The 22,734-nt window shown below is 37.5% G+C and carries 22 protein-coding genes; 8 read left to right on the top strand and 14 right to left on the bottom strand.

The window, feature by feature from the left end; all coding sequences use genetic code 11:
- Nucleotides 1-41: 41 nt before the first annotated feature.
- Nucleotides 42-2,972 carry a DEAD/DEAH box helicase gene (locus OB69_RS09070; protein ID WP_053223404.1) on the top strand — a complete coding sequence of 977 codons (2,931 nt, stop codon included), beginning with the start codon at nt 42-44 and terminating at the stop codon, nt 2,970-2,972.
- Nucleotides 2,973-3,262: 290 nt separating this feature from the next.
- Nucleotides 3,263-4,636 carry a DNA repair protein RadA gene (radA, locus tag OB69_RS09065; protein WP_053223403.1) on the top strand — a complete coding sequence of 458 codons (1,374 nt, stop codon included), beginning with the start codon at nt 3,263-3,265 and terminating at the stop codon, nt 4,634-4,636.
- A 3-nt stretch (nt 4,637-4,639) separates the two neighbouring features.
- On the opposite strand, the gene OB69_RS09060 is transcribed toward radA, so the two are convergent.
- Together OB69_RS09060 and OB69_RS09055 are read right to left on the bottom strand one after the other, a co-directional pair.
- Nucleotides 4,640-5,224, bottom strand: coding sequence for a hypothetical protein (locus OB69_RS09060; protein ID WP_053223402.1), 585 nt, complete (start codon nt 5,222-5,224; stop codon nt 4,640-4,642).
- Nucleotides 5,221-6,120, bottom strand: coding sequence for a 1-aminocyclopropane-1-carboxylate deaminase/D-cysteine desulfhydrase (locus OB69_RS09055; RefSeq protein ID WP_053223401.1), 900 nt, complete (start codon nt 6,118-6,120; stop codon nt 5,221-5,223). The genes OB69_RS09060 and OB69_RS09055 overlap by 4 nt, the downstream gene beginning before the upstream one ends.
- A gap of 358 nt (nt 6,121-6,478) precedes the next feature.
- On the opposite strand from OB69_RS09055, the gene OB69_RS09050 reads away from it, so the two are divergent.
- The 4 genes from OB69_RS09050 (at nt 6,479) to OB69_RS09035 (ending at nt 11,326) form a co-directional block, all read left to right on the top strand.
- Nucleotides 6,479-7,798, top strand: coding sequence for an NAD(P)/FAD-dependent oxidoreductase (locus OB69_RS09050; RefSeq protein WP_053223400.1), 1,320 nt, complete (start codon nt 6,479-6,481; stop codon nt 7,796-7,798).
- 68 nt (nt 7,799-7,866) lie between these two features.
- Nucleotides 7,867-8,913 carry a sensor histidine kinase gene (locus OB69_RS09045; RefSeq protein ID WP_053223399.1) on the top strand — a complete coding sequence of 349 codons (1,047 nt, stop codon included), beginning with the start codon at nt 7,867-7,869 and terminating at the stop codon, nt 8,911-8,913.
- Between the two features lie 17 nt (nt 8,914-8,930).
- Nucleotides 8,931-9,653, top strand: a complete 723-nt coding sequence (locus OB69_RS09040; protein ID WP_053223398.1) for a LytR/AlgR family response regulator transcription factor — start codon at nt 8,931-8,933, stop codon at nt 9,651-9,653.
- 56 nt (nt 9,654-9,709) lie between these two features.
- The gene (locus OB69_RS09035) at nt 9,710-11,326 is read left to right on the top strand and encodes a mechanosensitive ion channel family protein (protein WP_053223397.1); all 1,617 of its coding nucleotides are present in this window, start codon (nt 9,710-9,712) and stop codon (nt 11,324-11,326) included.
- 80 nt (nt 11,327-11,406) lie between these two features.
- Here OB69_RS09035 and OB69_RS18465 read toward each other — a convergent pair whose 3' ends face one another.
- The 7 genes from OB69_RS18465 to OB69_RS09005 form a co-directional block, all read right to left on the bottom strand.
- Nucleotides 11,407-11,565 carry a DUF1328 domain-containing protein gene (locus tag OB69_RS18465; RefSeq protein WP_082338133.1) on the bottom strand — a complete coding sequence of 53 codons (159 nt, stop codon included), beginning with the start codon at nt 11,563-11,565 and terminating at the stop codon, nt 11,407-11,409.
- A gap of 247 nt (nt 11,566-11,812) precedes the next feature.
- On the bottom strand, nt 11,813-12,301 hold the full coding sequence (locus tag OB69_RS09030) for a hypothetical protein (protein ID WP_053223396.1): 489 nt from the start codon (nt 12,299-12,301) through the stop codon (nt 11,813-11,815).
- Between the two features lie 24 nt (nt 12,302-12,325).
- Nucleotides 12,326-12,715, bottom strand: coding sequence for a zinc ribbon-containing protein (locus tag OB69_RS09025; protein ID WP_062301296.1), 390 nt, complete (start codon nt 12,713-12,715; stop codon nt 12,326-12,328).
- 33 nt (nt 12,716-12,748) lie between these two features.
- On the bottom strand, nt 12,749-13,666 hold the full coding sequence (locus OB69_RS09020) for a mechanosensitive ion channel family protein (protein ID WP_053223394.1): 918 nt from the start codon (nt 13,664-13,666) through the stop codon (nt 12,749-12,751).
- A gap of 4 nt (nt 13,667-13,670) precedes the next feature.
- Complete coding sequence (locus OB69_RS09015) at nt 13,671-13,862, bottom strand: CsbD family protein (protein ID WP_053223393.1); 192 nt, start codon at nt 13,860-13,862, stop codon at nt 13,671-13,673.
- Nucleotides 13,863-14,064: 202 nt separating this feature from the next.
- On the bottom strand, nt 14,065-14,589 hold the full coding sequence (locus tag OB69_RS09010) for a Dps family protein (RefSeq protein WP_053223392.1): 525 nt from the start codon (nt 14,587-14,589) through the stop codon (nt 14,065-14,067).
- Nucleotides 14,590-14,721: 132 nt separating this feature from the next.
- Nucleotides 14,722-16,161, bottom strand: a complete 1,440-nt coding sequence (locus OB69_RS09005) for a PAS domain-containing sensor histidine kinase (protein WP_053223391.1) — start codon at nt 16,159-16,161, stop codon at nt 14,722-14,724.
- Nucleotides 16,162-16,314: 153 nt separating this feature from the next.
- Between OB69_RS09005 and OB69_RS09000 the strand changes: the two genes are divergently transcribed.
- Complete coding sequence (locus OB69_RS09000; protein ID WP_053223390.1) at nt 16,315-16,935, top strand: porin family protein; 621 nt, start codon at nt 16,315-16,317, stop codon at nt 16,933-16,935.
- 62 nt (nt 16,936-16,997) lie between these two features.
- On the opposite strand, the gene OB69_RS08995 is transcribed toward OB69_RS09000, so the two are convergent.
- Nucleotides 16,998-18,371, bottom strand: coding sequence for a sigma-54-dependent transcriptional regulator (locus OB69_RS08995; protein WP_053223389.1), 1,374 nt, complete (start codon nt 18,369-18,371; stop codon nt 16,998-17,000).
- A gap of 1 nt (nt 18,372) precedes the next feature.
- Nucleotides 18,373-18,729, bottom strand: coding sequence for a response regulator (locus tag OB69_RS08990; protein ID WP_053223388.1), 357 nt, complete (start codon nt 18,727-18,729; stop codon nt 18,373-18,375).
- Nucleotides 18,730-18,963: 234 nt separating this feature from the next.
- On the opposite strand from OB69_RS08990, the gene OB69_RS08985 reads away from it, so the two are divergent.
- The gene (locus OB69_RS08985) at nt 18,964-19,566 is read left to right on the top strand and encodes a M48 family metalloprotease (protein WP_053223387.1); all 603 of its coding nucleotides are present in this window, start codon (nt 18,964-18,966) and stop codon (nt 19,564-19,566) included.
- On the opposite strand, the gene OB69_RS08980 is transcribed toward OB69_RS08985, so the two are convergent.
- The 3 genes from OB69_RS08980 to OB69_RS08970 all read right to left on the bottom strand — a co-directional run bounded on the left by OB69_RS08980 (nt 19,561) and on the right by OB69_RS08970 (nt 22,680).
- On the bottom strand, nt 19,561-21,087 hold the full coding sequence (locus OB69_RS08980; protein ID WP_053223492.1) for a GH3 family domain-containing protein: 1,527 nt from the start codon (nt 21,085-21,087) through the stop codon (nt 19,561-19,563). The two genes, OB69_RS08985 and OB69_RS08980, sit on opposite strands and share 6 nt — an antisense overlap.
- Nucleotides 21,088-21,574: 487 nt before the next feature.
- A complete protein-coding gene (locus OB69_RS08975; RefSeq protein ID WP_053223386.1) occupies nt 21,575-22,189 on the bottom strand; it encodes a response regulator in 615 nt (204 codons plus the stop codon).
- A 104-nt stretch (nt 22,190-22,293) separates the two neighbouring features.
- Nucleotides 22,294-22,680 carry a response regulator gene (locus OB69_RS08970; protein ID WP_053223385.1) on the bottom strand — a complete coding sequence of 129 codons (387 nt, stop codon included), beginning with the start codon at nt 22,678-22,680 and terminating at the stop codon, nt 22,294-22,296.
- Between the last annotated feature and the right edge of the window lie 54 nt (nt 22,681-22,734).

Genomic DNA, 22,734 nt, shown 5'->3' with positions numbered 1-22,734 from the left:
TCTCAAATTAATAATTAATTTGCGGGTCGCATTTTTTTGAAATGAAGGTATCTACAGGCAAACCATTCCAGTTAATCTATTCGCTCTTTCAGCATGAATACTTAGGCTATCTATTCGAGTCCTTTGTGGTTCAGTTGGACGATAAAGGGCGCTTGACTCTACAGCATCAAAACATTTCTTCTAAAAACGCAAAAGAATTTGGGAAGGGAATGGACGAAAGGGACTATGAGCTAATTAAGCTTATGGATCAAATGCAGCAAGAAGCCATTACGCTTAAGTTTTATAAGAAAAAAATCAAACCCGCTGAATTCTTCTTTAAAGTATATGATAAAGAAAAGGGCGATGTAGAATTACAAAAAACCATTGACCATTACTTAGAAGTAAGGCGTTCTAGAGTTCTAGATCTTATGGAAGGTAAAATGATTTTTGAAATGGGCCGTGATGGCGAACCTGCCTGGAGGCAAATTCACTGGATGGAACAAAAGGCCAGTGTACTTTTTCATTTTAGAAGAAATGAAGAAAACACCCATTATTTCCCTACCATCAAACACAATGGAGAAAAGTTAGAATGGCAATACAATGGCTCATTCCTTATTTGTAACCAACCAGCTTGGTTGGTGGTAAACGATCAACTTTTTCGTTTTGAAAAGGGAGTTGATGGGCCAAAGTTAAAGCCCTTTCTGAACAAGAAATTTGTTGTGATCCCGAGAAAGGTAGAGGCCACTTATTACGAAAAGTTTGTAAGCAATTTGGTGGCTTCATTTGATGTATATGCCAAGGGTTTTGAAATCAATACAGAGAGGCATGAACTGATTCCAGAAATTACCTTCTCTGAATTATCGACTGTACAAACTGGCACGCCAGACTTATTTGGGTTGGCTGGAAGTAATGGAAAATCCGACCCTGAACCAGCCAAATTGCTATTCAAAATTGGGTTTAAATACGGGCCGTATACGTTTCCTTACGATGTAAATGCCACTTCATCTGTAAAGTTAGAGCGTAAAGGAGAAGAATACATTTTCCATAAAATAAAGCGAAATGTAGAGGCCGAATTAGACATTATTAAAAAACTGGGAGAGAAGGGGCTGGTGTTAAAAAATGGACGCCAAACTTTAACTCGTGGGGCTGGCTTTGCTTGGCTCACAGAGAAAAAGGAGTTCATTGAGAAGGAGGGAATAGTTGTTCGCCAGAGCGAAAAGGATAGCAAGCGCTATTTCGTTGGTGAAGCCCATATCGATATTAAAGTAAATGAGAATATTGATTGGTTCGATATTCATGCCATTATAAAATTTGGCGACTACGAAATTCCATTTGAACAATTACGAAAGCTTATTTCGGGTAAAAAGAGGGAAATTATCCTTCCAAATGGTGAAATCGCTGTAATTCCTGATGCTTGGTTTGTTAACTACGCTGAGCTTTTCGCTTTTATGGACCATGAAGGTTCGCCAAAACTTAAAAAGCATCACCTATCGCTTATTCAAGATTTACAGAATGGACAACTGGCGCAAGTCAGTATGGACAGGAAATTAAGGCAGCTTGAAAATTTTGAAGAAATTGAGGATTATGAAATTCCTTCTTCATTTAAAGGGCAGCTAAGGCCCTACCAAAAAGCAGGGTATAATTGGATGCGTTTTCTTTCTAGCTACAACTTTGGTGGCTGTTTGGCAGACGACATGGGTTTGGGTAAAACCGTACAAACCTTGGCCATGCTTCAATCGGAAAAAGACAAAGGAAAGAAGAATGCCTCGTTGTTAATTATGCCTACTTCCCTAATTTATAATTGGGAAATTGAAGCTTCAAAATTTACTCCAGATTTGAAGGTACTGGTATATACGGGTTCTGGAAGAAATAAAGATGTAGCGAGCTTTGAAGGCTATGATTTGGTTCTGACCTCTTACGGAATTACCAGAATAGACATCGATATTCTCAAGGGTTATTATTTCAATTATGTGATTCTTGATGAATCTCAGGCCATCAAAAATCCTACTGCGAATATTGCCAAGGCTGTACGAAAGCTGAAATCTAAATACCGACTCATTCTCACCGGTACACCGCTTGAAAACAGCACTTTAGACTTATGGTCTCAAATGAGTTTTGTAAACCCAGGGCTATTGGGTACCGAAAGTTATTTTAGAGATGAGTTTCAGCTGCCGATTGAAAAGAAGCAAGACCAAGAAAAGGCCAAAAGGCTAAATGTGATTATTAAACCATTCATTTTGAGGAGGCAAAAATCGCAGGTAGCTAAAGATTTACCAGAAAAGGTGGAAAATGTGAAATACAGCACAATGACCGCTCAGCAAGAGGAAAAATATGAAGAGGTAAAATCATATTACCGAAACAAAATTCTGGACAACATAGAAAAAACAGGAGTTAAAAAATCGCAACTTCTGCTATTGCAAGGCCTTACGCAGCTCAGGCAAATTGCCAACCATCCAAAAATGACCGACCCAGAATATACAGGCGATTCTGGCAAATTGGAGGACGTGACTTACATGATAGAATCGGCTTTAAGCGAAGGCCATAAAATTCTTATTTTTAGTCAGTTTGTGAAACATCTATCTATAGTTAGAGAGTACTTTGAACAGAACGACTTGAAGTATGCCTATCTAGACGGAAGCACCAAAAATAGGCAAGAACAAGTAGATCTTTTTCAGAAAGACGAAAGCATCAGGCTTTTTCTTATTTCATTAAAGGCAGGTGGTTTGGGTTTAAATTTAACGCGTGCCGATTACGTGTTCTTACTCGACCCTTGGTGGAATCCGGCCATTGAAGCTCAGGCCGTAGATAGGGCCCACAGAATAGGACAGAAGAACACCGTCTTCACTTATAAATTTATTACCCGAAATACGGTGGAGGAAAAAATCTTAGCGCTCCAACAAAATAAAATCAAACTGGCTTCAGACTTAATTACTACAGAAGAAAGCTTTATCAAAAAACTAGAGGCGAGCGACATAGAGAGCCTACTCAGTTAATCTGATTTAAAAGTCAAATATTGAAACCATAGTGCGGAGATAAGGCTATTCGATTGGACTAAGCTATATTAAATATTACTATAAATTGAATTTTAGTTTTTTTAACTAAAAAGTTAATTCAAGACGCATCTTTTTTTCCGCAAACTCAGTTACTTTAAGAATTGACATTCATTTTAGAATACTTTCTTCATAGTTAGTAAAAAAAAGATGTTGATAATTCGATTGAAAAGCGGGCGCATAAGGTGTCCGCTATTTTTTTATACTCCCTTTCCATTTAACTTGCCCAAGGTATGGCGAAGATCAAATCTGTTTACGTTTGTCAAAATTGTGGAGTCCAATCTGCCAAGTGGGTTGGTAAATGCAATTCGTGTAACGAATGGAATACTTATGTTGAAGAACAAGTAGGAGGTTCAGAAAAAGAACTCACCAATTGGAGAGAAAATGATTCAAGAACCACACTTTCAAAACCAATTCGGCTAAACGAAATAGAAAGCAATACCGAAAAGCGTATAGTTACTTATGACAATGAGTTGAACCGCGTATTAGGCGGTGGAATTGTACATGGTTCATTGGTGCTTATTGGTGGCGAACCAGGTATTGGAAAATCTACTTTAATGCTTCAGCTGGCGCTTTCATCTAAGCGATTAAAAGTGTTGTATGTTTCGGGCGAAGAAAGCCAACAACAAATTAAAATGCGAGCACAGCGCATTGGTCAATCGTCAGAAAATTGTTTCATTCTTTCTGAAACTTCAACCCAACACATTTTCACTCAAATTAGAGAAATTCAACCCGATATTCTCGTTATCGATTCCATTCAAACACTTCATACCCCAAGAATAGAATCTGCAGCGGGGTCTGTGTCTCAAGTGCGCGAATGCACTGCTGAACTGCTCAAGTTTGCCAAAGAAAGCAATACGCCTGTTTTTCTTGTAGGTCATATTACAAAAGAAGGAAGTTTGGCGGGTCCCAAAGTATTAGAGCATATGGTAGATACTGTGCTTCAATTTGAAGGGGACAGACACTTGGCGTATAGAATTTTGAGAACAGTAAAGAATCGCTTTGGCTCAACTTCTGAATTGGGTATTTACGAAATGCAGTCTACTGGGCTTCGCGAAGTTTCAAATCCATCTGAAATTCTAATCAGTCAGCGTGAAGCTGACTCGCCCGGTGTAGCCATTGGCGCATCTATAGAAGGTAACCGACCGCTCTTAATAGAGATTCAGTCGCTAGTGAGCACTTCGTCTTACGGAACGCCTCAGAGAAGCTCTACGGGCTTTGATGCCAAACGACTTAACATGTTGTTAGCGGTGTTGGAAAAGCGTGGAGGTTTTAGACTGAGCAGCCAAGATGTATTTTTAAACGTGGCTGGCGGAATTAAAATTGAAGAACCCGCCATTGATCTTGCGGTTTGTGCCTCATTGGTAAGTGGCTTGCACGATGCGCCAATTTCTGATAAAACAGCTTTTGCTGCCGAGGTAGGTTTGGGTGGTGAAGTGAGGGCGGTTAATAGAATCGACAACCGAATTTCTGAAGCCGAAAAACTGGGCTTTACCCAAATCTTTATTTCTAAATACAATATGAAGGGCTTGGATCAAAAGAAATACAAGATCAAAATCAGGCCTTTTAGTAGGTTGACCGATGTTTTTGAAGAGTTGTTGGGTTAAATTTTAAAATGTGTAAACCATTTCAGATTTATCAATTTGCCAGGCCTCACTATTCAGAATCATCCAAACACGCATTAATCGTCCAGATTTACCGCCTTCCATATGAAAGAAATAAAAGAAGGCATGGTCATTCTGAATTGATGGTTTTGAAATTTCAATATAGCCAGTCTTAGTTGGAAACCAATTTTCATGAAAATTATACCAGAAATCACTTCTGTTCACTGTAGCGCCAAGGCTGTCTAGTTTATTCTTGTCAATAGTTTGGACATTAGGAATGTGATCAAACACAACTGACTGATTTATTACCTCTTTATTTTTAATTATGAAATGGCTTGTTAGTTCCTCTGTAGAATCTTTTGAAGAATAGTTTAATGAGAAATTACTAATAGAATTTACAATAAGGTAATCGCTTAGTTTACGAGGCTTTTGCGTTTCAATATCTACATATAACAAAGGCTCAATCCCTGATTTCAAAATCAATTGTTCTTCTTTAGATAAGCGAAATTCACTTGTAGACTGTTCGGTTTTAGTGTCGCAAGCTTGAAGCCACAGTATAATTCCTAGTAAAAATAATTTCCCCTTTTTCATTCCAGTTTTCTAAAATCAAAGCCAGCATTTCCTTGAAGACCACCCGTATGTACAGCCATAATTGTGGTTCCTCTTTCAAAAAAGTCATTCTTAATCATATCGAAAAGGCCATAGAACATTTTACCTGTATAAATGGGTTCTAGAGGAATACTGTGTGCCCGCTCAAATTCCCGAATAAAACGGATTAAATCAGGTTTTATCTTGGCATAGCCGCCAAAATGATAATCCGTTTGAATAGACCAGTTATTGAGCTTGTCAACCCCAATCTCTTGCAAAAGTACATTCACTTCAGTTTTCAGAAAATCGCCTTTAAGTGCCGAAAAGCCTATCAATTTTTTCGCTCCATTTAAGCCTGCAATCAAACCCGAAATGGTGCCTCCAGTGCCTACTGAACAAGTAATTACATCAAAATCCTGATCAATCTCGCTAATAATCTCTGTGCAGCCTTTTATGGCCAGCTGATTTGTTCCTCCTTCGGGCAAAATATAGCATTTACCAAATTGACTTTCGAGCTGCTCTAATACCTCAGGCTCACTTTTCTTTCGGTAAGTTTCCCTGTCCATATAATGCAAATGCATTCCTTGCGATTGTGCAAAAGCCAAGGTTGGGTTTAGCGTTTCGTGTGCTTCGCCACGAATAATACTTATGGTTTTAAAACCAAACGAAGCACCCGCACCAGCTACCGCATAAATATGATTAGAAAAAGCACCGCCAAATGTTAGTAGCGTATTATGCCCCTCCAGTCTCGCTTGCTCTAGGTTATATTTCAGTTTTCTAAACTTATTGCCCGAAACTACTGGATGGTTAAGATCATCGCGCTTCACAAAAAACTTGATTCCTTTTTCATCAAAAAGTGGGGCTTTGATTTCCTGAATAGGGGTTTTGGGCGATTGCATGAATGAAGATAGATGGCTTTTAAAAACTTACCGAATTATAAGGTGAATTTGACAAAACAGCAGCTACAAAAAAAAGATGCTGTCACTTTCGCAACAGCACCATCTTCAACCAAAAACATTAAAATCTAAATCTACTCTGTCTCTACTTTTAACCTAAGCATTTACCTAACACTCAAAGTTACCAACACGATTTTAACGTTGCCTTTTCTAGCCAATGGCTAGTAATTTCTTTCTTCGGTTTTATAACGGAAAGTCGTTGTGTTGTATTTCAAATTCTTCTGACTTTCTTTTAAACCGATGTTCATTTATTTAAACCATAAGTGCCTATAATCGTTCATTAATTAACTATTATTAACATATGGATCCCTTCAAAAATCTTCACCTCGACATTCCTCAAACCCAAAAGAAAAGAGTAGTAATTATTGGCGGTGGTTTTGCCGGTATTCAAATAGCAAAAGGGTTAAAAGGTCATGGTTTTCAGGTAGTTCTGTTAGATCGAAATAACTATCATACTTTTCAGCCACTACTATACCAAGTAGCCACCGCAGGCCTAGAACCAGACTCTATTGCTGGTGCGCTTCGCCAATTATTCAATAATTATCCTGACTTCTATTTTAGAATGGCCAAGGTGACTGAAATTCAACCAGAAGAACAAAAAATAAACACCCTAATAGGCGATTTATACTATGACTATTTAGTAATTGCCAACGGTTCTAAAACCAATTACTTTGGTAATCAGGAGATGTTCAATCTTACTTTTCCGCTCAAGCAGATTCCGCAAGCGCTTAATTTAAGAAGTCAAATGCTTCAGAATTTTGAGCAAACCGTACTCACTAGAGATCCACTTGAAAAGGATAAACTGACAAATTTCGTGGTAGTAGGTGGAGGGCCTACCGGTGTGGAAGTTTCTGGAGCGCTTGGAGAGTTGAAAAAACATGTGTTGCCGAAGGATTACCCAGACATAGACTTTAATATTATGAACCTGCATTTGGTAGATGCAGGCCCAAGACTTTTGGCTGGAATGTCGGAAAAGGCTAGTGCAAAAGCATTGAAATACTTGGATGCCTTTGATGTAAAAGTGAAGCTAAACACTTTTGTAAAAAATTATGATGGTGAGGAGGTGACACTTTCAGATGGCACAGTAATTCCTGCCAAAACTGTGGTTTGGGCCGCGGGTGTAAAAGGGAATATTATTGATGGCATACCAGAAAGTTCACTAGAACGTGGGCGTATTTTGGTAGATGATTTTAGTGCTGTGAAGGGCATAAGAAACATGTTTGCGCTGGGCGATATTGCTTTTATGAAAACCGACCGCTACCCTAATGGTCAGCCAATGCTGGCTCCGGTAGCCATTCAGCAAGGTAAGCTTTTGGCTCGCAACCTTATACGGCAATCAAAAAATGAGGCAATGAAGCCTTTTGATTATGTAGATAAAGGCTCTATGGCTACGGTAGGCCGAAACAAAGCGGTAGTAGATATGCCAAAATTCACCTTTGGTGGTTTTCCAGCTTGGTTGGTTTGGATGTTCGTTCACTTGCTCTCGATTATTGGTTTTAGAAATCGTCTTGTTGTTTTTAGTAACTGGGTGTGGAACTACTTTACTTACGACCGGGGAACGCGATTAATCATTCGAACTTTTGTTCGGAACAAAAACTATAAACAGGGAGAATCTTTGTGATTAGGTATTCTTTCTGCCTTTTATAAAATCGCGGTCAATGGAATGATTAAATATTCTTACTTTTTGGGGTGCGGAAGAAGAGGCTATATTGGACATTACAAATCGTTGGGTGGGCATTGCCCGCTATTATCAATTTGATTTTTATTTCGGCCCTTGGCGAAAGCCCAGAACAAATGCGTAGGCAGCAGTTTGAAGCCATTACTCAGAGCCTCATCCCATTTCTGGTTTCTCACTTTATTATTAGAAACGTAATAATTAAATACAACTGGCTTAAGGTAGACCTTGGTAAAATAATTTCTCGAATATTAGCGCTTATACTAGCTGTAGCTGTACTTTCGGGCCTGCTTAACCAACTTTCATACTTGGTGTTTAGAAGTGCAGAATTTAATAATGGAGACCTTTTTCTTCAGCTTACCTTCGATTTTCTCGTAACTGCTTTTCTCTATGTTATTTGGACAACCATTTATTTCCTTTATCATTACTTAGAAAGTAATAACCGTTCATTAAAGTATGAGGCGGCCATTAATGAAATGCAGCTGAATCAGCTTAAGTCACAGCTTAACCCACATTTTATTTTCAACGCATTAAACAGCGTAAGGGCTTTGGTTGATGAAGAACCTGCTAAGGCCAAAATTGCAATCACACAGCTGTCCAATATTCTGAGAACTTCGCTTATCATGGACAAGAAAAGAGTGATTAACTTTAATGATGAGCTGAATACTGTAAGGGCATACTTAGCGCTTGAGTCAATTCGTTTTGAAGAGCGACTTAAAATAAAATACAATATTGATCCACGTTCTAACCATTTTCAGATTCCACCAATGATGCTGCAAACTTTGGTTGAAAATGCAATAAAACATGGGGTTTCGAATTTAGTAGAAGGAGGAATTATTGAAATCAAGAGTATTGCAGAAGACTCCGTATTAAAATTGCGAATAAAAAATAGTGGTCAATATGTTCATGGTGTTAAAAAACCCGGGAAAAAGGGCGGATACGGCCTAAGTAACACCAAAGAAAGACTAAAACTGATCTATGGATCGGAAGCGACATTCAATATTTACAATGAAAATGATAAGTTTGTAATAACAGAAGTTAGAATTCCTCAGGGAATTTAACAGTTAGCCCATAAATTATGAAAGCACTTATAATAGATGACGAAAGATTAGCCCGAAAGGAGTTAACCAATTTGCTTCAGGAATACCCTGAAATCGACATTGTAGGAGAAGCGGTAAATGCTGAAGACGCTCAGGAAAAGATTAACTCGCTAAAGCCAGATTTGTTGTTTTTGGATATACAGATGCCAGAAAAAACAGGCTTTGAGCTGCTTGAATCTTTAGATAATGTTCCAGAAGTTATTTTTACAACTGCCTATGATGAGTACGCACTTAAAGCGTTCGACTTTAATGCACTTGATTATTTGTTGAAGCCAATTGAGCCAGACCGTTTAAAAGATGCTCTGAATAAGTTATTAAAGCGAGTTCAGCCAGAAGAGGTTAGAGGTGAATCAGAAGACAAAAAGCTAGGCCCGAACGACCGTGTTTTCGTAAAAGATGGTGATAAATGCTGGTTTGTAAAGCTAGAAAACATTCGTTTGTTCGAATCTGACGGAAACTATATCAAAATCTATTTCGATAATTTTAAACCAATGATTCACAAGTCATTGAACGCCTTAGACGAAAGGTTAGACGATAGGTCATTCTTCCGCGCTAGCAGAAAACATATCATTAATCTTACTTGGGTTGAAAGCATTGAGTCGTGGTTTAACGGTGGGTTAATGGTGGTTTTGCGTGGTGGCGACAAAGTTGAAGTAAGCAGAAGACAAGCTGCTCGCTTTAAAGAGATGATGAGCCTCTAAAAAATTGTTTCTTTGGCTGAAAACTATTATCATGATAATGCGTAGCATTGTGCCATATGAAAATAGTTTTCAGCTTTCTTTTTTTAATTCTTTCGTTTCAGGGGCTTAGGGCTCAGACCGAAACGGATACTACTACCCAAGTTAAACCTGCGGGTTTTCCTGTAATAGCAAAAGATACTCTCTTCTATCTTCAACAAGGCATTGGCCCTTTTTCTCCAGAAGAAAGAGTAAGGCAAATCAATAGAAAAATTGAAGATTTTCTTGCCAGCGAAACTCAGGTTGTTGACTCTCTAAAAATTTTAAAAAACAATACAACTCAAGACATTACGGTTGAAGGAACCATAATAATGTCTGTTACGGAAAAAGATGCAGTACAATTAGGCCTCAACCTTAACCGAACCACCAACTATTATTACGAACTTTTAAAGGAGGGACTTACAAAAGAGCGCTTCTTTAATTGGCAAGGCTTAATTATTAACATTTTAATTGCACTGTTAATCCTAGGTCTTTTTCTCTACGGCCTAAAATATTATAACAGGTTTTTTAGAGCAGTGTATCTTAAAATTCATGCCCAAGAGGGTAAAATGATAAAGAGCATTTCTATTAAGAATTACCAGCTTCTTAAATCAGAAGTACTCACTCGAGTTATTGTATATGCGGCCAAGGGCTTAAGGGTCTTAATTCTGGTAATAGTAGTTTATTTGCTGCTTCCTATTCTCTTTAGTCTTTTTCCTTGGACACAAGGCATTGCAGATACTTTGTTTCATCTAATCCTTACCCCCCTTAAGAAGTTGGGGATTGGGCTGTTAGATTACCTTCCAAATTTACTTACCATTATAGTTACAGTGTTTGTAACCCGCTATTTCTTAAGAATGATAAAATTCTTTAAGGTAGAAATCGAAGAAGGTAGACTTTTGGTGCCTGGCTTTTATCCTGATTGGGCAAGACCTACTTATAACATTGTTAAAGGTATTATTCTAGCCCTAGTACTGATTGGTATTTTCCCTCTTTTACCAATGGGAGGTTCTGATAGTTTTAAAGGTGTTTCTGCCTTTTTTGGTCTATTGGTGGCGCTAGGCGGTGCTTCTGCCATTGCCAATGTGATAGCCGGAATTGTGGTTACTTATATGAGGTCTTTTAAGATTGGAGACCGTGTAAAAATTGGAGATGTAGTAGGCGATGTAAAGGAGAAATCGCTTTTGAATACCAGAATTAAAACAATCAAAAACGAAATCATAACCATTCCTAATTCAAACTTGCTTACCAGCCATACAATAAACTATACTACCGCAAACGATGAAGAGGGACTTATTCTTCATACCACGGTAACTATAGGTTACGATGTGCCTTGGAGGCAAGTTCATGAGTTGCTAATTGAAGCCGGCCTTAAAACAGAGTTTGTTAAGAAGAAGCCACACCCTTATGTATACCAAACCAGCTTAGATGACTTTTACGTGAGTTATCAGTTGAATGTGAGAACCCGTGAGGTGCAAAAGATGTCTAAAATATATTCTGATTTGCACCAAAATATTCAAGACGGATTTAATGCCGCGGGTGTAGAAATTATGTCGCCACATTACAGAGCTCAGCGCGATGGAAACCAATCTACTATCCCTCAAGAAAACCTGCCAGCAGATTACGTAGCGCCTTGGTTTAGAATAAAGAAGGAATAAAGATTGATTCCCTTAACATGCAAAAGCCCTGAGTAATTGATTACTCGGGGCTTTTTATTCATTTGCTTCATTCATAGCCTTTATGCGAATCCTTGGTAGAGAAGTGACAATACAAAAAGAACAATGAATATGAAGAACAAAAACTTGGCAATGCTAGACGTTGCCGAAGCAATTCCTCTAAACCCGAATAAGGCAGCGATAATAGCTACCACAAAAAATACGATTGACCAGTATAACATGATTTTAGAATTTTAGTGAATACTTATTTTTTAATCTTAATGACTGTAAGACAATTAGGTATCCAAAACTAAAAAGTGCTTGTCAGATGCTTGAAAGGCTATTTTGTTTTTAAATAGGTGCTGTTTTGTAGAATATTATCTACAATGTTTTCCTTTCAATTGTGGCTAATTTCAACAAAGATATGGCACAAAAAAAGGATTCACTTTTTCAAATGAACCCCTCTTTCGTCAAAATCAACTCTACTTATTAATTGATAATGTATTTTATGCCTATGGCAGGATCTGGTGCGCCATAAAAATTTCCGTTAGTATCCACTTCCAAGAATGGTTTTAAACCGAGACTGAAAGCAAAGGGTATTTCTCTAGGTACGAATTCTAAGCCTATAATTCCATCGATACCAAAGCCAACAGTAGAATCATCGTATCTTCTGTCTCCTCTACCAAAGTTGGTACCTGGGTTTCCGTTATTAAAGAAAGCCACATGCCCCCCATAACCATAAAACCAGTTTAACTCGGGAGTTTCGAAGGCTGTAGTACGCTTTTCTAACAGACCTGTTACACTAAATCCGTTTCCCCAGAATCCCAATATTCCTTCAAAATGGCCTTTATTAAAGGTTAAACCGCTAGTTCCGCCAAAACGCAGACCTACTGCAGTATTGTAATCTTGTGCTTTTGCTTGATTCGAGGCCAAAAAAGTAATGGCAATCACGAATGTACTTATTATAAATTTTTTCATCGTTATCGTTTATATGTGATTTGATTATTTATTGTCGAAAAGGTCTTCGATATTCTTCTTAAAATTCTCTAAACCTTCTGATACATCATCGTAAGTTCTGCTTACCGCAGATTTAGTATCCTCCCATGCTTCTTCTGTAGCATCTGCAACATCATCTGCAGCTTCTTCCAGTGCAGATTTATCGTCTACTAAATCTTCTCTGATTTCTTCTAACCTGTCTCTTGTTTCATCTCCTGCATTTTCTAATCTTCTGTCAATGTCATTTATGGCTTCATCTACATTGGCTTCGGCTTTTTCAAGTCGTTCTTCCATTTCAGCTTTTTCATCAGCAAAAGATGACTCATTTTGACAACTCATTATTCCAAATACGGAAAAAACGATCATTAGGCTTATGGTTTTATAAATTGTTTTCATAATTGTGTTATTTAAAGTGTTATAGTTGAATTATTAATTTTTTGGTAAAAGTTTCATTTGTTTAGTTTCTATTTGATCAGAGAGTTTTTCGCCCCCTTTGATTCCAAAATCTAGTGTCCTGATTGGGAACGGAATCATAATATCATTGGCGTCAAAGGCCTTCTTAATGGCTTTAATTGCCTCGCTTTTGGCTTCTAAGTACATTGGATTTTTAGGGTCGTATTCAATCCAAAACATTACTTTAAAATTGATAGAGGAGCTGCCGAATTCTTCATAAACCATTTTTACGGGTTGACCATCGACTATGTGACTATTACTGGCCACAGCCTTTTCTACTATTTCGGTTACTTTATCCAAATCATCTCCATAAGACACACCAACTTCTAGATCGATTCGTCTAGTGTGTGTGCGGGTATAATTGGTAAATGGATTTTGGAAAATATCTTTATTCGGAATTATAACATGGAGGCCTTGAAAGGTTCTGATAACGGTTGATCTTAGTTCAATTTTTTCTACAAAACCGTTATATCCGTTGGTTTCTATTATATCGCCAACAACAATTGGTTTTCTGAAGGCCATAATTACTCCTGAAATAAAGTTTGCGGAGATGTCTTGAAATGCAAAACCCAATGCTAATCCGATTATTCCGGCTCCTGCCAAGAGTGACGTAACTGCTTTTGTAAGCTGGAGCACATTTAAGGCTACCACCAAACCGATGGCAATCGTTACCAAAGCAATAATGGTTGAAAATAAGTCTCTTATTGCGGCCTGATCTGAGAATCTAGAAACCAATTTTCTGGATCCTGCTTTCATTAATCGAGAAAGAAAATAAAACGCAATGAGTACCAAAACAGCCACTACAATATTAGGTAGCATAGAGGTAAGTGCCTCGAGCCAGCTTTTTAGCTTGGTAGATACAATATTGGCCGCATCGTTTATTCCGAAATCCATAGGGTTAGTCAGTTATTATCGTTTTAAGTTCTTTAGTTATTTCTCGCTTCGTTTTATCTAGTTTTACTTGAAGTCTACCAATCAGTTCTTCTTCATGCCCTTCTATATATTTCAGATCTTGGTCATTTAGCTGTTTATATTTTGTTATTAGCTTTCTTCTAATCTGATTCCAATTACCTTGAAGAAATCTTTTCATATTGGTTTTTGTAGTTCTTAGTTGGCTTTCCGTTTATCATCGAGAAATAATTATACCAAGCTATTCATATTGGTAAAATCACTGCTTATGGTGGTTTTGAGCCGTTTTAGATAAAATGTAAATTGTTGATCGTGGAATATTTTTCACAAAAAAGGGTGGTAAAAAAACCCCACCCTTAATTAACACATACACCGACTTTAACTTATTTCTTAGAGAAGGCTGTAAGCATCCAATGGTTTTTCTCGGTGTATTTCACCATAGAATTCACCATATCTACTGTTCCGCTATCTCCATTATTAAGAGCAACTTCGATTACATTGAACATGTGCTCTAATAGAATTTCATAATCTTTAACAATTTCAGAAACCATTTCCATCGCACTTAGGTCAGTGCTTGATTCTTTAATATCTGATGTTTCGAGGTAATCGCGCATTGTGCTCATTGGTGTTTGGCCGAAAACCCTAATTCGCTCAGCAACATCATCAATGGATACTTTAGCCGTATTGTATTGTTGCTCAAACTGTTCATGAATATCGAAGAAATCGGGCCCCTTTACGTTCCAATGGAAGTTTCTTAACTTTTGATAATGCACACTATAATTGGCCAATAGCTTATTCATAGCATCTACCAACTCTGCAGTTTCCATTTTGGTGTAGCCTAATCTGGCGAATGCTCTTTTTTGTAATTTTGGCTTTGGTTTACTTTCTATTTGTGTATTAGTTGTCATATCCTTTTTTTTAAAAATTAAACTCTTGTTATGCTGTAGGCGAAATTCGTTCCAACAGCCTTTTAAGTGTTAAAAGGGATTTGAACTAAGAAAAATGAGCAATTTGATCTACAACCTTGGGGAGATCAGCCCTCAATCTTTAATAAAGGAAATCTGAAAGGTTGTTCCTTCCCCAACCATGCTACTGGCCGATATGTGTCCTGTATGACTCTTGATTATATTTTGAACTGTGGTAAGCCCCAATCCCATTCCTCCGATTTTTGCCGTGAAAAAAGGTTCAAAAAGGCTGTCGATGTTATCTTCTGAAATGCCAATACCGTTATCCGCTATTTCTAAGAAAATCATATCTTCTTTTAAGTAAGTTTTCACAGATAAAATACCCTTTTCTGGCTCCATTGCTTCAATAGCGTTTATAAATAAATTTACTAAAGCTGTTTTCATTTGATCGGAATCTAAAGGGATTGAAGGAATAGAAGGATCATAATTCTCCAATAGCTTCATGCCTTGAAGTTTCAACCTATCCTTTATAAGCTCAAGAGTAACTTGTACTACTTCATTTAAAGAGGTATTGGTAAGGTTTAAAGATTTAGGTTTTGATGATTCTAATAATTCGGTAATCAAATTACCTATGCGTTTTGCGTTACGCGCAATGATGTCAATATATAAATCAGCTTCAGTTACTTCCGCTGGAATCTCATCTTTGAGTTGGTCAAGTGCTAGAGATAGATTAGTGAGTGGATTTCTTACTTCATGGGCTATGTTTCTGGCAATTTTTCCTGTCATCGATAGTTTTTCAGCCCAAATCAATTCACGTTCAGACATCTTTTTTCGCGTGATGTCTTTGATTATTCCTTGGTATAACCTGAGTCCGTCTTCAGTCTGGCTAAGTTCAACAATATTAATTAAGCATATACCCGTTTTACCATCACTCAGCAAAAGTTCAGCTTCAAACTCTTCTACACGATCATTTTTATAGAATTCTTTATTAAAGCGTATAAAGTCATCCTCATTTAAAAACAGACTCTTAAATGTGAGTATTCTCATTGCCTCTCGCTCGTAGCCAAAAGTTTTGAGCATGGCATCGTTGGTTTCTAACAACAGTAATTCATTATTGGTAATAAAAATTGAGTCGATGGATTCATGAAAGAGTTGTTCGTAACGAACCTCTGACGCTTTGGCTTTCCTTACAGTTCTTTCATGTTCGCTGATGTCTAAAAAGCTTACAGTTAATCCATCAGCCAATGGGCTTGCATGAATTTCGAACCAATTATCAAAATGCTCTCCTTCGTAATGTTTTTTTATACTTGTGCTTTTGCGTTTTTCAACAACCTTAACATATAAATCAAACAAACCTGCTTCTTTATTGCCAGGCATGGTATTGAGAAGTGAGTTTCCTACCATCTGATGAGCGGGAATACCTACAATTTTTTCTGCCTTAGGATTAATAAAAAGGCATTCAAAATCAATGATTTTGTCATTTTCATCGCGAATAGATTTAAATGAAATAATACCATAAGGTGCATTTTCGAAAATGGATATTATTAGGTCTTCAAACTCAGGTTTTAAACTCATACTCTCAGTTTATTGTAGGGTTGATTTTACTCACAAGGGGGCTTCATTTCCCCAATTGAAGGGTAGTAACGCATTTAAATGAGCTTTTAAGCAAATGGCATAACCTTTTCTAAGCTATTAGAAAAAAGCATATAACATTTAAACTAGAAAGACATGAAAAAGATTATTATAACAGGTGTTTTTTATCTATTGAGCTTGGTTTCCTTCACAAATCAGAGTCAGGCGCAGGAGTTTAGGTCGGGAATTAAAGGGAGCTTTAATTTAAGTAACCTCTACACTGACGATATTGATGACAATAATTTAAGACCTGGTTTTAGCATTGGTATTTTTAAAGAAAATCAAATTGGGGCTTCTTCGGCCATACAAACCGAATTGTTATTTTCTACAAAAGGAAATAGGTCGGAGTATAGAACAGGCCCATTCGATGGAGAAGCGAAGTTCAATTTAAACTACTTAGAGCTACCAGTTATGCTCGATTTAAAAGCTGGCGATGCCCTCGATATTTCTTTTGGCCCCTACGTGTCGTATTTGATTAGTGCTAATGTAACTACTGAAGGAGACTTTGGAAACTCATTTAGCGAAATAGACAGAGATCAATTAAACGCTTTCGACTTTGGTCTATCTGGTGGGCTAGGTTTGAATTTTGGAAATACAGAGTTAGGTGCACGGTATAATTTGGGGTTATCAGAAATAGCTGATTCAGATAATGCTAGAACCATATTGGGTGACGCAAAAAACTCAGTAATTCAGTTTTACATTGCTCTAGGTTTGTAATTGAGCCGTCTAGACTGAATGAAATTAAAATGACCAGCCATATGGCCGGTCATTTTTTTGTATTAGGTACTTATTCCGTAAGCTTTTAGCTTATTGTAAAGCGTTTTTCTATCTACTTTCAGCAAGTCTGCTGTTTTGCTTTTGTTGTTTTTAGTGCGTTTTAGCACCTCAAGAATTGCCCGCTTTTCTGCTGCCTCTGCTACCGACTTTAGGTCTGTAGGCATTTCTCCATTGAAAGATACTTGTAGTGAGGAATCTGCTTCTGATAAATCTGGGGTCACAATTTCTTGTGGTAGATGGATAGTTTCAATAAGGTCGCCTTGACAAAGCAATACCGCTCTTTTGATCACATTTCCCAATTCGCGTAGATTTCCGTGCCAAGGGTATTCTCTCAACTTTTCTTTTGTTTCTTCTGTAAAACCTTTCACATCTTTTTCTAACTGGCGATCGGCCTTAAGCAAGAAGTGCTCTGCATAAACGATAATATCATCGGGTCTTTCTCTTAAAGGGGGAACTTCAATTTTAAACTCATTCAATCTATGGTAAATATCTTCACGGAAAGTGCCCTTTTTTACCATTTCTTTCAGGTTTTCGTTTGTAGCAACTATTAAACGAACATCTATTTCTACCTCTTTATTGGCTCCAATGGGTTTTACTTTTCTTTCTTGGAGTACTCTTAGAAGTTTTACTTGGTTTTCGTAAGTAAGATTTCCTACTTCGTCTAAGAATAGGGTTCCCCCATTGGCCAATTCAAAACAACCCTTTTTATCGGCAATTGCTCCTGTAAATGCGCCCTTCTGATGACCAAAGAGTTCTGATCCGGCTAAGTCTTTTGGTAATGCTCCACAGTCAACAGCCTGGAATGGTTGATCGGCTCTTTTACTTTTTTCATGAATAGCAGTAGCAACAAACTCTTTTCCAATTCCCGTTTCACCCATAATAATTACCGACATATCAGTGGGGGCGATCAATTCAATATGTTTGATGACGGTTTGGGCAGCATGGCTCACACCTTCCACAAATTCGTTTCTGACTTGCTTTTTCTTGATTCGGGTTCTTGGGTGGTTTTCTTCTAACTTCTGGTTTAGCGCATTCTGAATCGTCAGGAGTATTTCATCTGGATATAAGGGTTTAGTTACATATTCAAATGCTCCCTTCTTAAGGGCCTCAACGGCAACACGCACATCAGAGTAGCCTGTAATAATTATGACTTGAATGTTGGGGTCAATGATTTTTATCTTTTGAAGAATTTCGAGCCCAGAGTAATCGGGTAGTTTAAAGTCGCAAAGCACCAAATCCACTTGGTTTTTCTTTAACCATTCTTCAGCTTCCTTTCCACTGTAAGTAATAAAAACCTCATAGCCCTTTTTTGTAAGGTATTTTTGAAGGAGCAGGCATATGTCCTGATCATCGTCAATAATTAAAATCTTCTCCATCCTATTTTGTTATTGTATTAAGTATTGCCTGCTTATTGAAAGGCTTATGAATAAAACCATGAACACCAAATGATTTAGCTCTACTCAACTCTTCGTGCCCATCATGCGCGCTAATGATGATTATTTTAGCATTTTTGGCCTTTTCTTGGATGATTGGCACTAAGTCGAAACCTGTTCCATCCGGAAGGTTCAAATCCAAAAAGTAGTAATCATAGGTTTTTTTTAAAAAGTCTTCCTTCGCAGCAAGCATTCTATCAAAGTAAACAGTTATTAATCCTTCGTTTTGCAAAAATTTTGACACCATGTGTCCGATAAACTCTTCATCATCCACAATTGCCACACTCTTCGTTTCTTTCATGATTCTATTAAAGTGTCTGAATATGCCCCCTCATTGGGGAATAATCTACACAGAATAATTATTAAAGTCTACTTAGGCTCACTTTGTTCAGCACGGCACGAAGTTTTCTCTATAAATGGTGAAAATGGGCTTTGGAGGGAGTTTTTTAGTTGTGAAAATTAGAGGCCGACCAATCAAAGTTCAAAAAACAGAAGCAAAACAATTTTTGAATAAACGCTTCCTAACACAAAATTTATGGAACCCTTACTGTTAAATACATTTGGCTGGAGAAAGAAAATTCCAGAAGAAATTAGAACACCCGCCCTAATTGCGCTTTCGCACTACCCAGAGCTCAAAGGCATAAAAATAGAGTTTCGCTTTGCGGAAAAGAAGAACAAATCGGTAATGAGCGCTAGGCCTTCATTGAAGTCTGTTTTTAGCTTGTTAGAAGATCGGGCTTATGTAATTTATGTAAGGCGTAGGTTTGTGATTGAAGGAAAATTGATGAGAATTGAAGAACTGCCACAAACTATTTTAGTTGGTTGGATTGGTCATGAACTTGGTCATGTTATGGATTATAAAGACCGGTCTGTGCTATCACTTATAGGTTTTGGTTTAGGTTATCTTATTTTGGGAAGGTACATACGAGCAGCGGAAAGAAGAGCAGATGAATTTGCGGTTCGCCATGGTTTAAGGTCTGAAATATTGGAAACCAAGAACTTTATTCTTAACAACACACATCTTCCTGAGCGATACAAGAAAAAAATCAAGCGACTTTATCTGTCGCCTGAAGAGGTTATGGAAATTGTAAATACTGATGAGGAGGAGATTCCTAAGAAAATAGCTGATGTTTCATGAAATAAACTCTAAAAAAGCCTTCATTTCTGACTCACTCATCATTTGAGGAATTTTTATTTGCCCGCCTTTTTTCTTAGTCTGTTCGGCCCAATCGTAGAAGATTTCTGGATTTACTAATTTGAGTTTAACTCCTTTTAATGCCTTACTTCTAGCCACACCGTAGTTTTTATTCGCACTTTTAAGTGCTTTATCTAAAGAGTTAGCCAGCGATTCTTCATCTATATTATTTTCATTTTCACTACCAATTATCCATTGGTGGTAAAACTCTCCTTCATGCTTTACAGCTGCTACCGTGAATTCTGAAATAGATATTTTGTATTCTTCCTCAAGTTTTTGAATGGCATCTGTCATTTTGTTTACAGAGAGTTGTGAGCCTACTACGTTCAAGAAGAATTTTGTTCTGCCCGTAATCTTAATTTCGGCCCTTTCTTTATTGGTGAATTTTATAGTGTCGCCAATACTGTAACGCCAAGCGCCACTAACGGTTGAAATCAGCATTGCATATTCATTACCCTCTTCTACTTGAGCCAAACTTAGGGCTGGGGCGTCCTCATATGGCGCTCCGTTTTCGTCAAAATACTCGGGTTGAAATGGGATAAACTCGAAATAAATACCGCCATCGTAGGCCAACTGCATCGACATGTCTTCGTTAGGCCTTACTTGAAGAGCGATAAACCCTTCTGAAGCCAAGTAGGTATCTAAATAAAGTAAGGGATGGTCTAATAGCTTTTCAAAGCTTTCTTGGTGAGGCTCAAAAGGAACCCCGCCTGTTGTGAATACCGACAGCGATGGCCAAATTTCATGTATATTTTTTAAGTTATTATGTTCTATAACCTTTTTAAGCATGAGCTCAATCCAAGAGGGTATTCCCGAAAGAGCCCCAATATCCCAATTGGGTGCTTGCTCAGCAATTCGCTGAACGCGTTCATCCCAATCTTGAATTTTAGCAATTTCTTCACCCGGTTTGTAGTATCCTTTAAACCAAAACGGAATATTACTTGCGCTTATGCCACTAATTTCTCCCTCTAAATGTCCATCTCTTTCTTCAAGTTCGGTACTGCTACCAAGCATAAGAATTCCCTTCTGGAAAAATTCATCGGGTAAGTCGTAATCAGAAAGGCTCATTACTTGTTTGATTCCAGTGCTTCGAATAGCTTCAATCATTTCTTTTGTAACCGGTATTCGCTTGCTTTTAGAACCTGTGGTTCCTGAACTAAGTGCAAAATATTCTGGGCTACCTGGCCAGGTTACATCGGGAATTCCTTCCACAGTTTTATTCCACCATTCCCCAAACATTCGGTGATAATCAAAGCATGGAACGGATACTCGGAACGACTTGGCGAGGTCTTCTGATTTAAGTATTTCATTAAACTGGTACCTCTTTCCGAAATCAGTGTTTTTAGCCGATTCTAGCAAGTTTTTTAATACTACAGTTTGTGCTTCAACGGGATTCTTATCTTCTTCAAACAGATCGTTGGCAACATCAATAGATTTCTTTATTAGCTTTCCTAACAGTGGCATTTGATTCATTTATGTTATTAATGAATTGAGTATTGCAAGAGTTTTGCCATGATAAGAAAACCGTATAGCCATAAACAAAAGAAGCCACCCGTATGGTGGCTTCGTAGATTGACTATACCTCAACCAAATAGTCGTCTACCGAAATTATCGATTTCTTTATTAGTCTTTAGGTCTGTAATTAAGACTAACAAATATTTTGTAATACATATTTACTTCTTGCTCAATAGAGTTAAGCCGTTAAGAAGGGTACTATTTGTTTATTTGTAAAAAAGGTGAAACTGCCTAACAGGGAAAATCTGTTGAGTTTCCCTGTAGTAAGCAGCTCAAACAAGAACACCCACATCCTCAATTTGAATTGAATTAGCCCTTAAGGCTTCTCTTTTCAAAGCTAAAACCTTTATCAACATTGGTAAATAGACCTCATGGTCTAAATTCATTCTTTTCAAACAATTAAAAAGAAGATATTACTAATTTTTTCAAAGCTTGATTAGAGCTTCAATTGTCTTTTATTTTCAAGTGCCCAGTTTAAGAGCGAATGAGTAGTTCTAGGTAATTTTAGTTTTACACAGATGTTATGTCTGTGATTTTTAATAGTGCTAGGACTTAAGTCGAGTTTTGAAGCAATTTTCTGCGAAGTAAGGCCGCTTGCAACATCCTTTAAAATCACTTCTTCCATGGGTGTAAATTTGGGAAGCCTTTTTTTCTCAGCCTGGGCATTTTTAATTGCCGGCCTAGAGTCATTGAAAACGGATTTTAAAGTGGTTTCGAGTGAAAGAAACTCATATGGTTTTACCAAAAATGCAAAGGGGTTGGTAGCTTTAACTAATGAAATAGATGATCGGTCGATTGAGCCAGAAAGATAGATGAAAGGAGTATTTGAGTTTTTCTTAATAAAATTTGCAACATCAATTCCTGTTCGTTCACCTTCAATATGAATATCTAAAGTAACAAGGTCGGGGTTATAGGTTTCAAAATACGAAATGGCCTCGTTATAAGACCTAGCGACAGGGCAAGTTTGATAACCACATGCCTTGAGTGCTTCTGAAAGACAGTCGGCCAATTCTAGATTGTCTTCAACGATTAGTATTCTTTTCTGATTCACAGTAAGTCTCTTCAAATTATTAGTCCTTATAAAAAGGGGCTAATGACATGTTAAAACTACATTGAGAATATAAAGCAGTAAATAGACCTTTAGGTCTAAATTTTTTAGCTCAATACTAAATTTACCGCATCAATAATGTCTTGATTTAGAAAAGGTTTTACCAAGTAGGCTGTAGGTTGGGTTTGCTCGGCTTGGTGTCTGATGATTTTACTTCCCAAAACAGTAATATAGATAATTGGTGTATTGAAATGAGTGCGAATCCATTCGGCAAAATCAATTCCAGTTTTTTTTCCTTGAAGGCGAATATCAATAATTACCAAGTCGGGGCTGTAGGTGTTGTAAGAATCTACTGCGCTATTGTAATCAAAGACAGGGTCTAAAGGATAGAAACCCATATTGGCAATTGTCATGGCGATATCATCGGCAATAATGATTTCATTTTCCACTACAAGAACTTTTCTATTTACCGACAAGGTGCTGGCTCCTAGCATAGTTACAAAGCTATTGACTAGCGGTAGAGGGGTAAATAGACCACAAGGTTTATA

Origin of the sequence: Roseivirga seohaensis subsp. aquiponti, assembly GCF_001267955.1 — a bacterium.
GTDB classification, from domain to species: Bacteria; Bacteroidota; Bacteroidia; order Cytophagales; family Cyclobacteriaceae; genus Roseivirga; species Roseivirga seohaensis.
Note: the sequence above shows the minus strand (reverse complement) of the source record. Positions and strands in the feature narration are given on the sequence as shown.

Excerpts from the sequence above, each read along its gene's own strand:
- OB69_RS09070 (WP_053223404.1), top strand. The coding sequence starts at position 42 with ATGAAGGTATCTACAGGCAAACCATTCCAGTTAATCTATTCGCTCTTT.
- radA (WP_053223403.1), top strand. The coding sequence starts at position 3,263 with ATGGCGAAGATCAAATCTGTTTACGTTTGTCAAAATTGTGGAGTCCAA.
- OB69_RS09060 (WP_053223402.1), bottom strand. The coding sequence starts at position 5,224 with ATGAAAAAGGGGAAATTATTTTTACTAGGAATTATACTGTGGCTTCAA.
- OB69_RS09055 (WP_053223401.1), bottom strand. The coding sequence starts at position 6,120 with ATGCAATCGCCCAAAACCCCTATTCAGGAAATCAAAGCCCCACTTTTT.
- OB69_RS09050 (WP_053223400.1), top strand. The coding sequence starts at position 6,479 with ATGGATCCCTTCAAAAATCTTCACCTCGACATTCCTCAAACCCAAAAG.
- OB69_RS09040 (WP_053223398.1), top strand. The coding sequence starts at position 8,931 with ATGAAAGCACTTATAATAGATGACGAAAGATTAGCCCGAAAGGAGTTA.
- OB69_RS09035 (WP_053223397.1), top strand. The coding sequence starts at position 9,710 with ATGAAAATAGTTTTCAGCTTTCTTTTTTTAATTCTTTCGTTTCAGGGG.
- OB69_RS18465 (WP_082338133.1), bottom strand. The coding sequence starts at position 11,565 with ATGTTATACTGGTCAATCGTATTTTTTGTGGTAGCTATTATCGCTGCC.
- OB69_RS09030 (WP_053223396.1), bottom strand. The coding sequence starts at position 12,301 with ATGAAAAAATTTATAATAAGTACATTCGTGATTGCCATTACTTTTTTG.
- OB69_RS09025 (WP_062301296.1), bottom strand. The coding sequence starts at position 12,715 with ATGAAAACAATTTATAAAACCATAAGCCTAATGATCGTTTTTTCCGTA.
- OB69_RS09020 (WP_053223394.1), bottom strand. The coding sequence starts at position 13,666 with ATGGATTTCGGAATAAACGATGCGGCCAATATTGTATCTACCAAGCTA.
- OB69_RS09015 (WP_053223393.1), bottom strand. The coding sequence starts at position 13,862 with ATGAAAAGATTTCTTCAAGGTAATTGGAATCAGATTAGAAGAAAGCTA.
- OB69_RS09010 (WP_053223392.1), bottom strand. The coding sequence starts at position 14,589 with ATGACAACTAATACACAAATAGAAAGTAAACCAAAGCCAAAATTACAA.
- OB69_RS09005 (WP_053223391.1), bottom strand. The coding sequence starts at position 16,161 with ATGAGTTTAAAACCTGAGTTTGAAGACCTAATAATATCCATTTTCGAA.
- OB69_RS09000 (WP_053223390.1), top strand. The coding sequence starts at position 16,315 with ATGAAAAAGATTATTATAACAGGTGTTTTTTATCTATTGAGCTTGGTT.
- OB69_RS08995 (WP_053223389.1), bottom strand. The coding sequence starts at position 18,371 with ATGGAGAAGATTTTAATTATTGACGATGATCAGGACATATGCCTGCTC.
- OB69_RS08990 (WP_053223388.1), bottom strand. The coding sequence starts at position 18,729 with ATGAAAGAAACGAAGAGTGTGGCAATTGTGGATGATGAAGAGTTTATC.
- OB69_RS08985 (WP_053223387.1), top strand. The coding sequence starts at position 18,964 with ATGGAACCCTTACTGTTAAATACATTTGGCTGGAGAAAGAAAATTCCA.
- OB69_RS08980 (WP_053223492.1), bottom strand. The coding sequence starts at position 21,087 with ATGCCACTGTTAGGAAAGCTAATAAAGAAATCTATTGATGTTGCCAAC.
- OB69_RS08970 (WP_053223385.1), bottom strand. The coding sequence starts at position 22,680 with ATGCTAGGAGCCAGCACCTTGTCGGTAAATAGAAAAGTTCTTGTAGTG.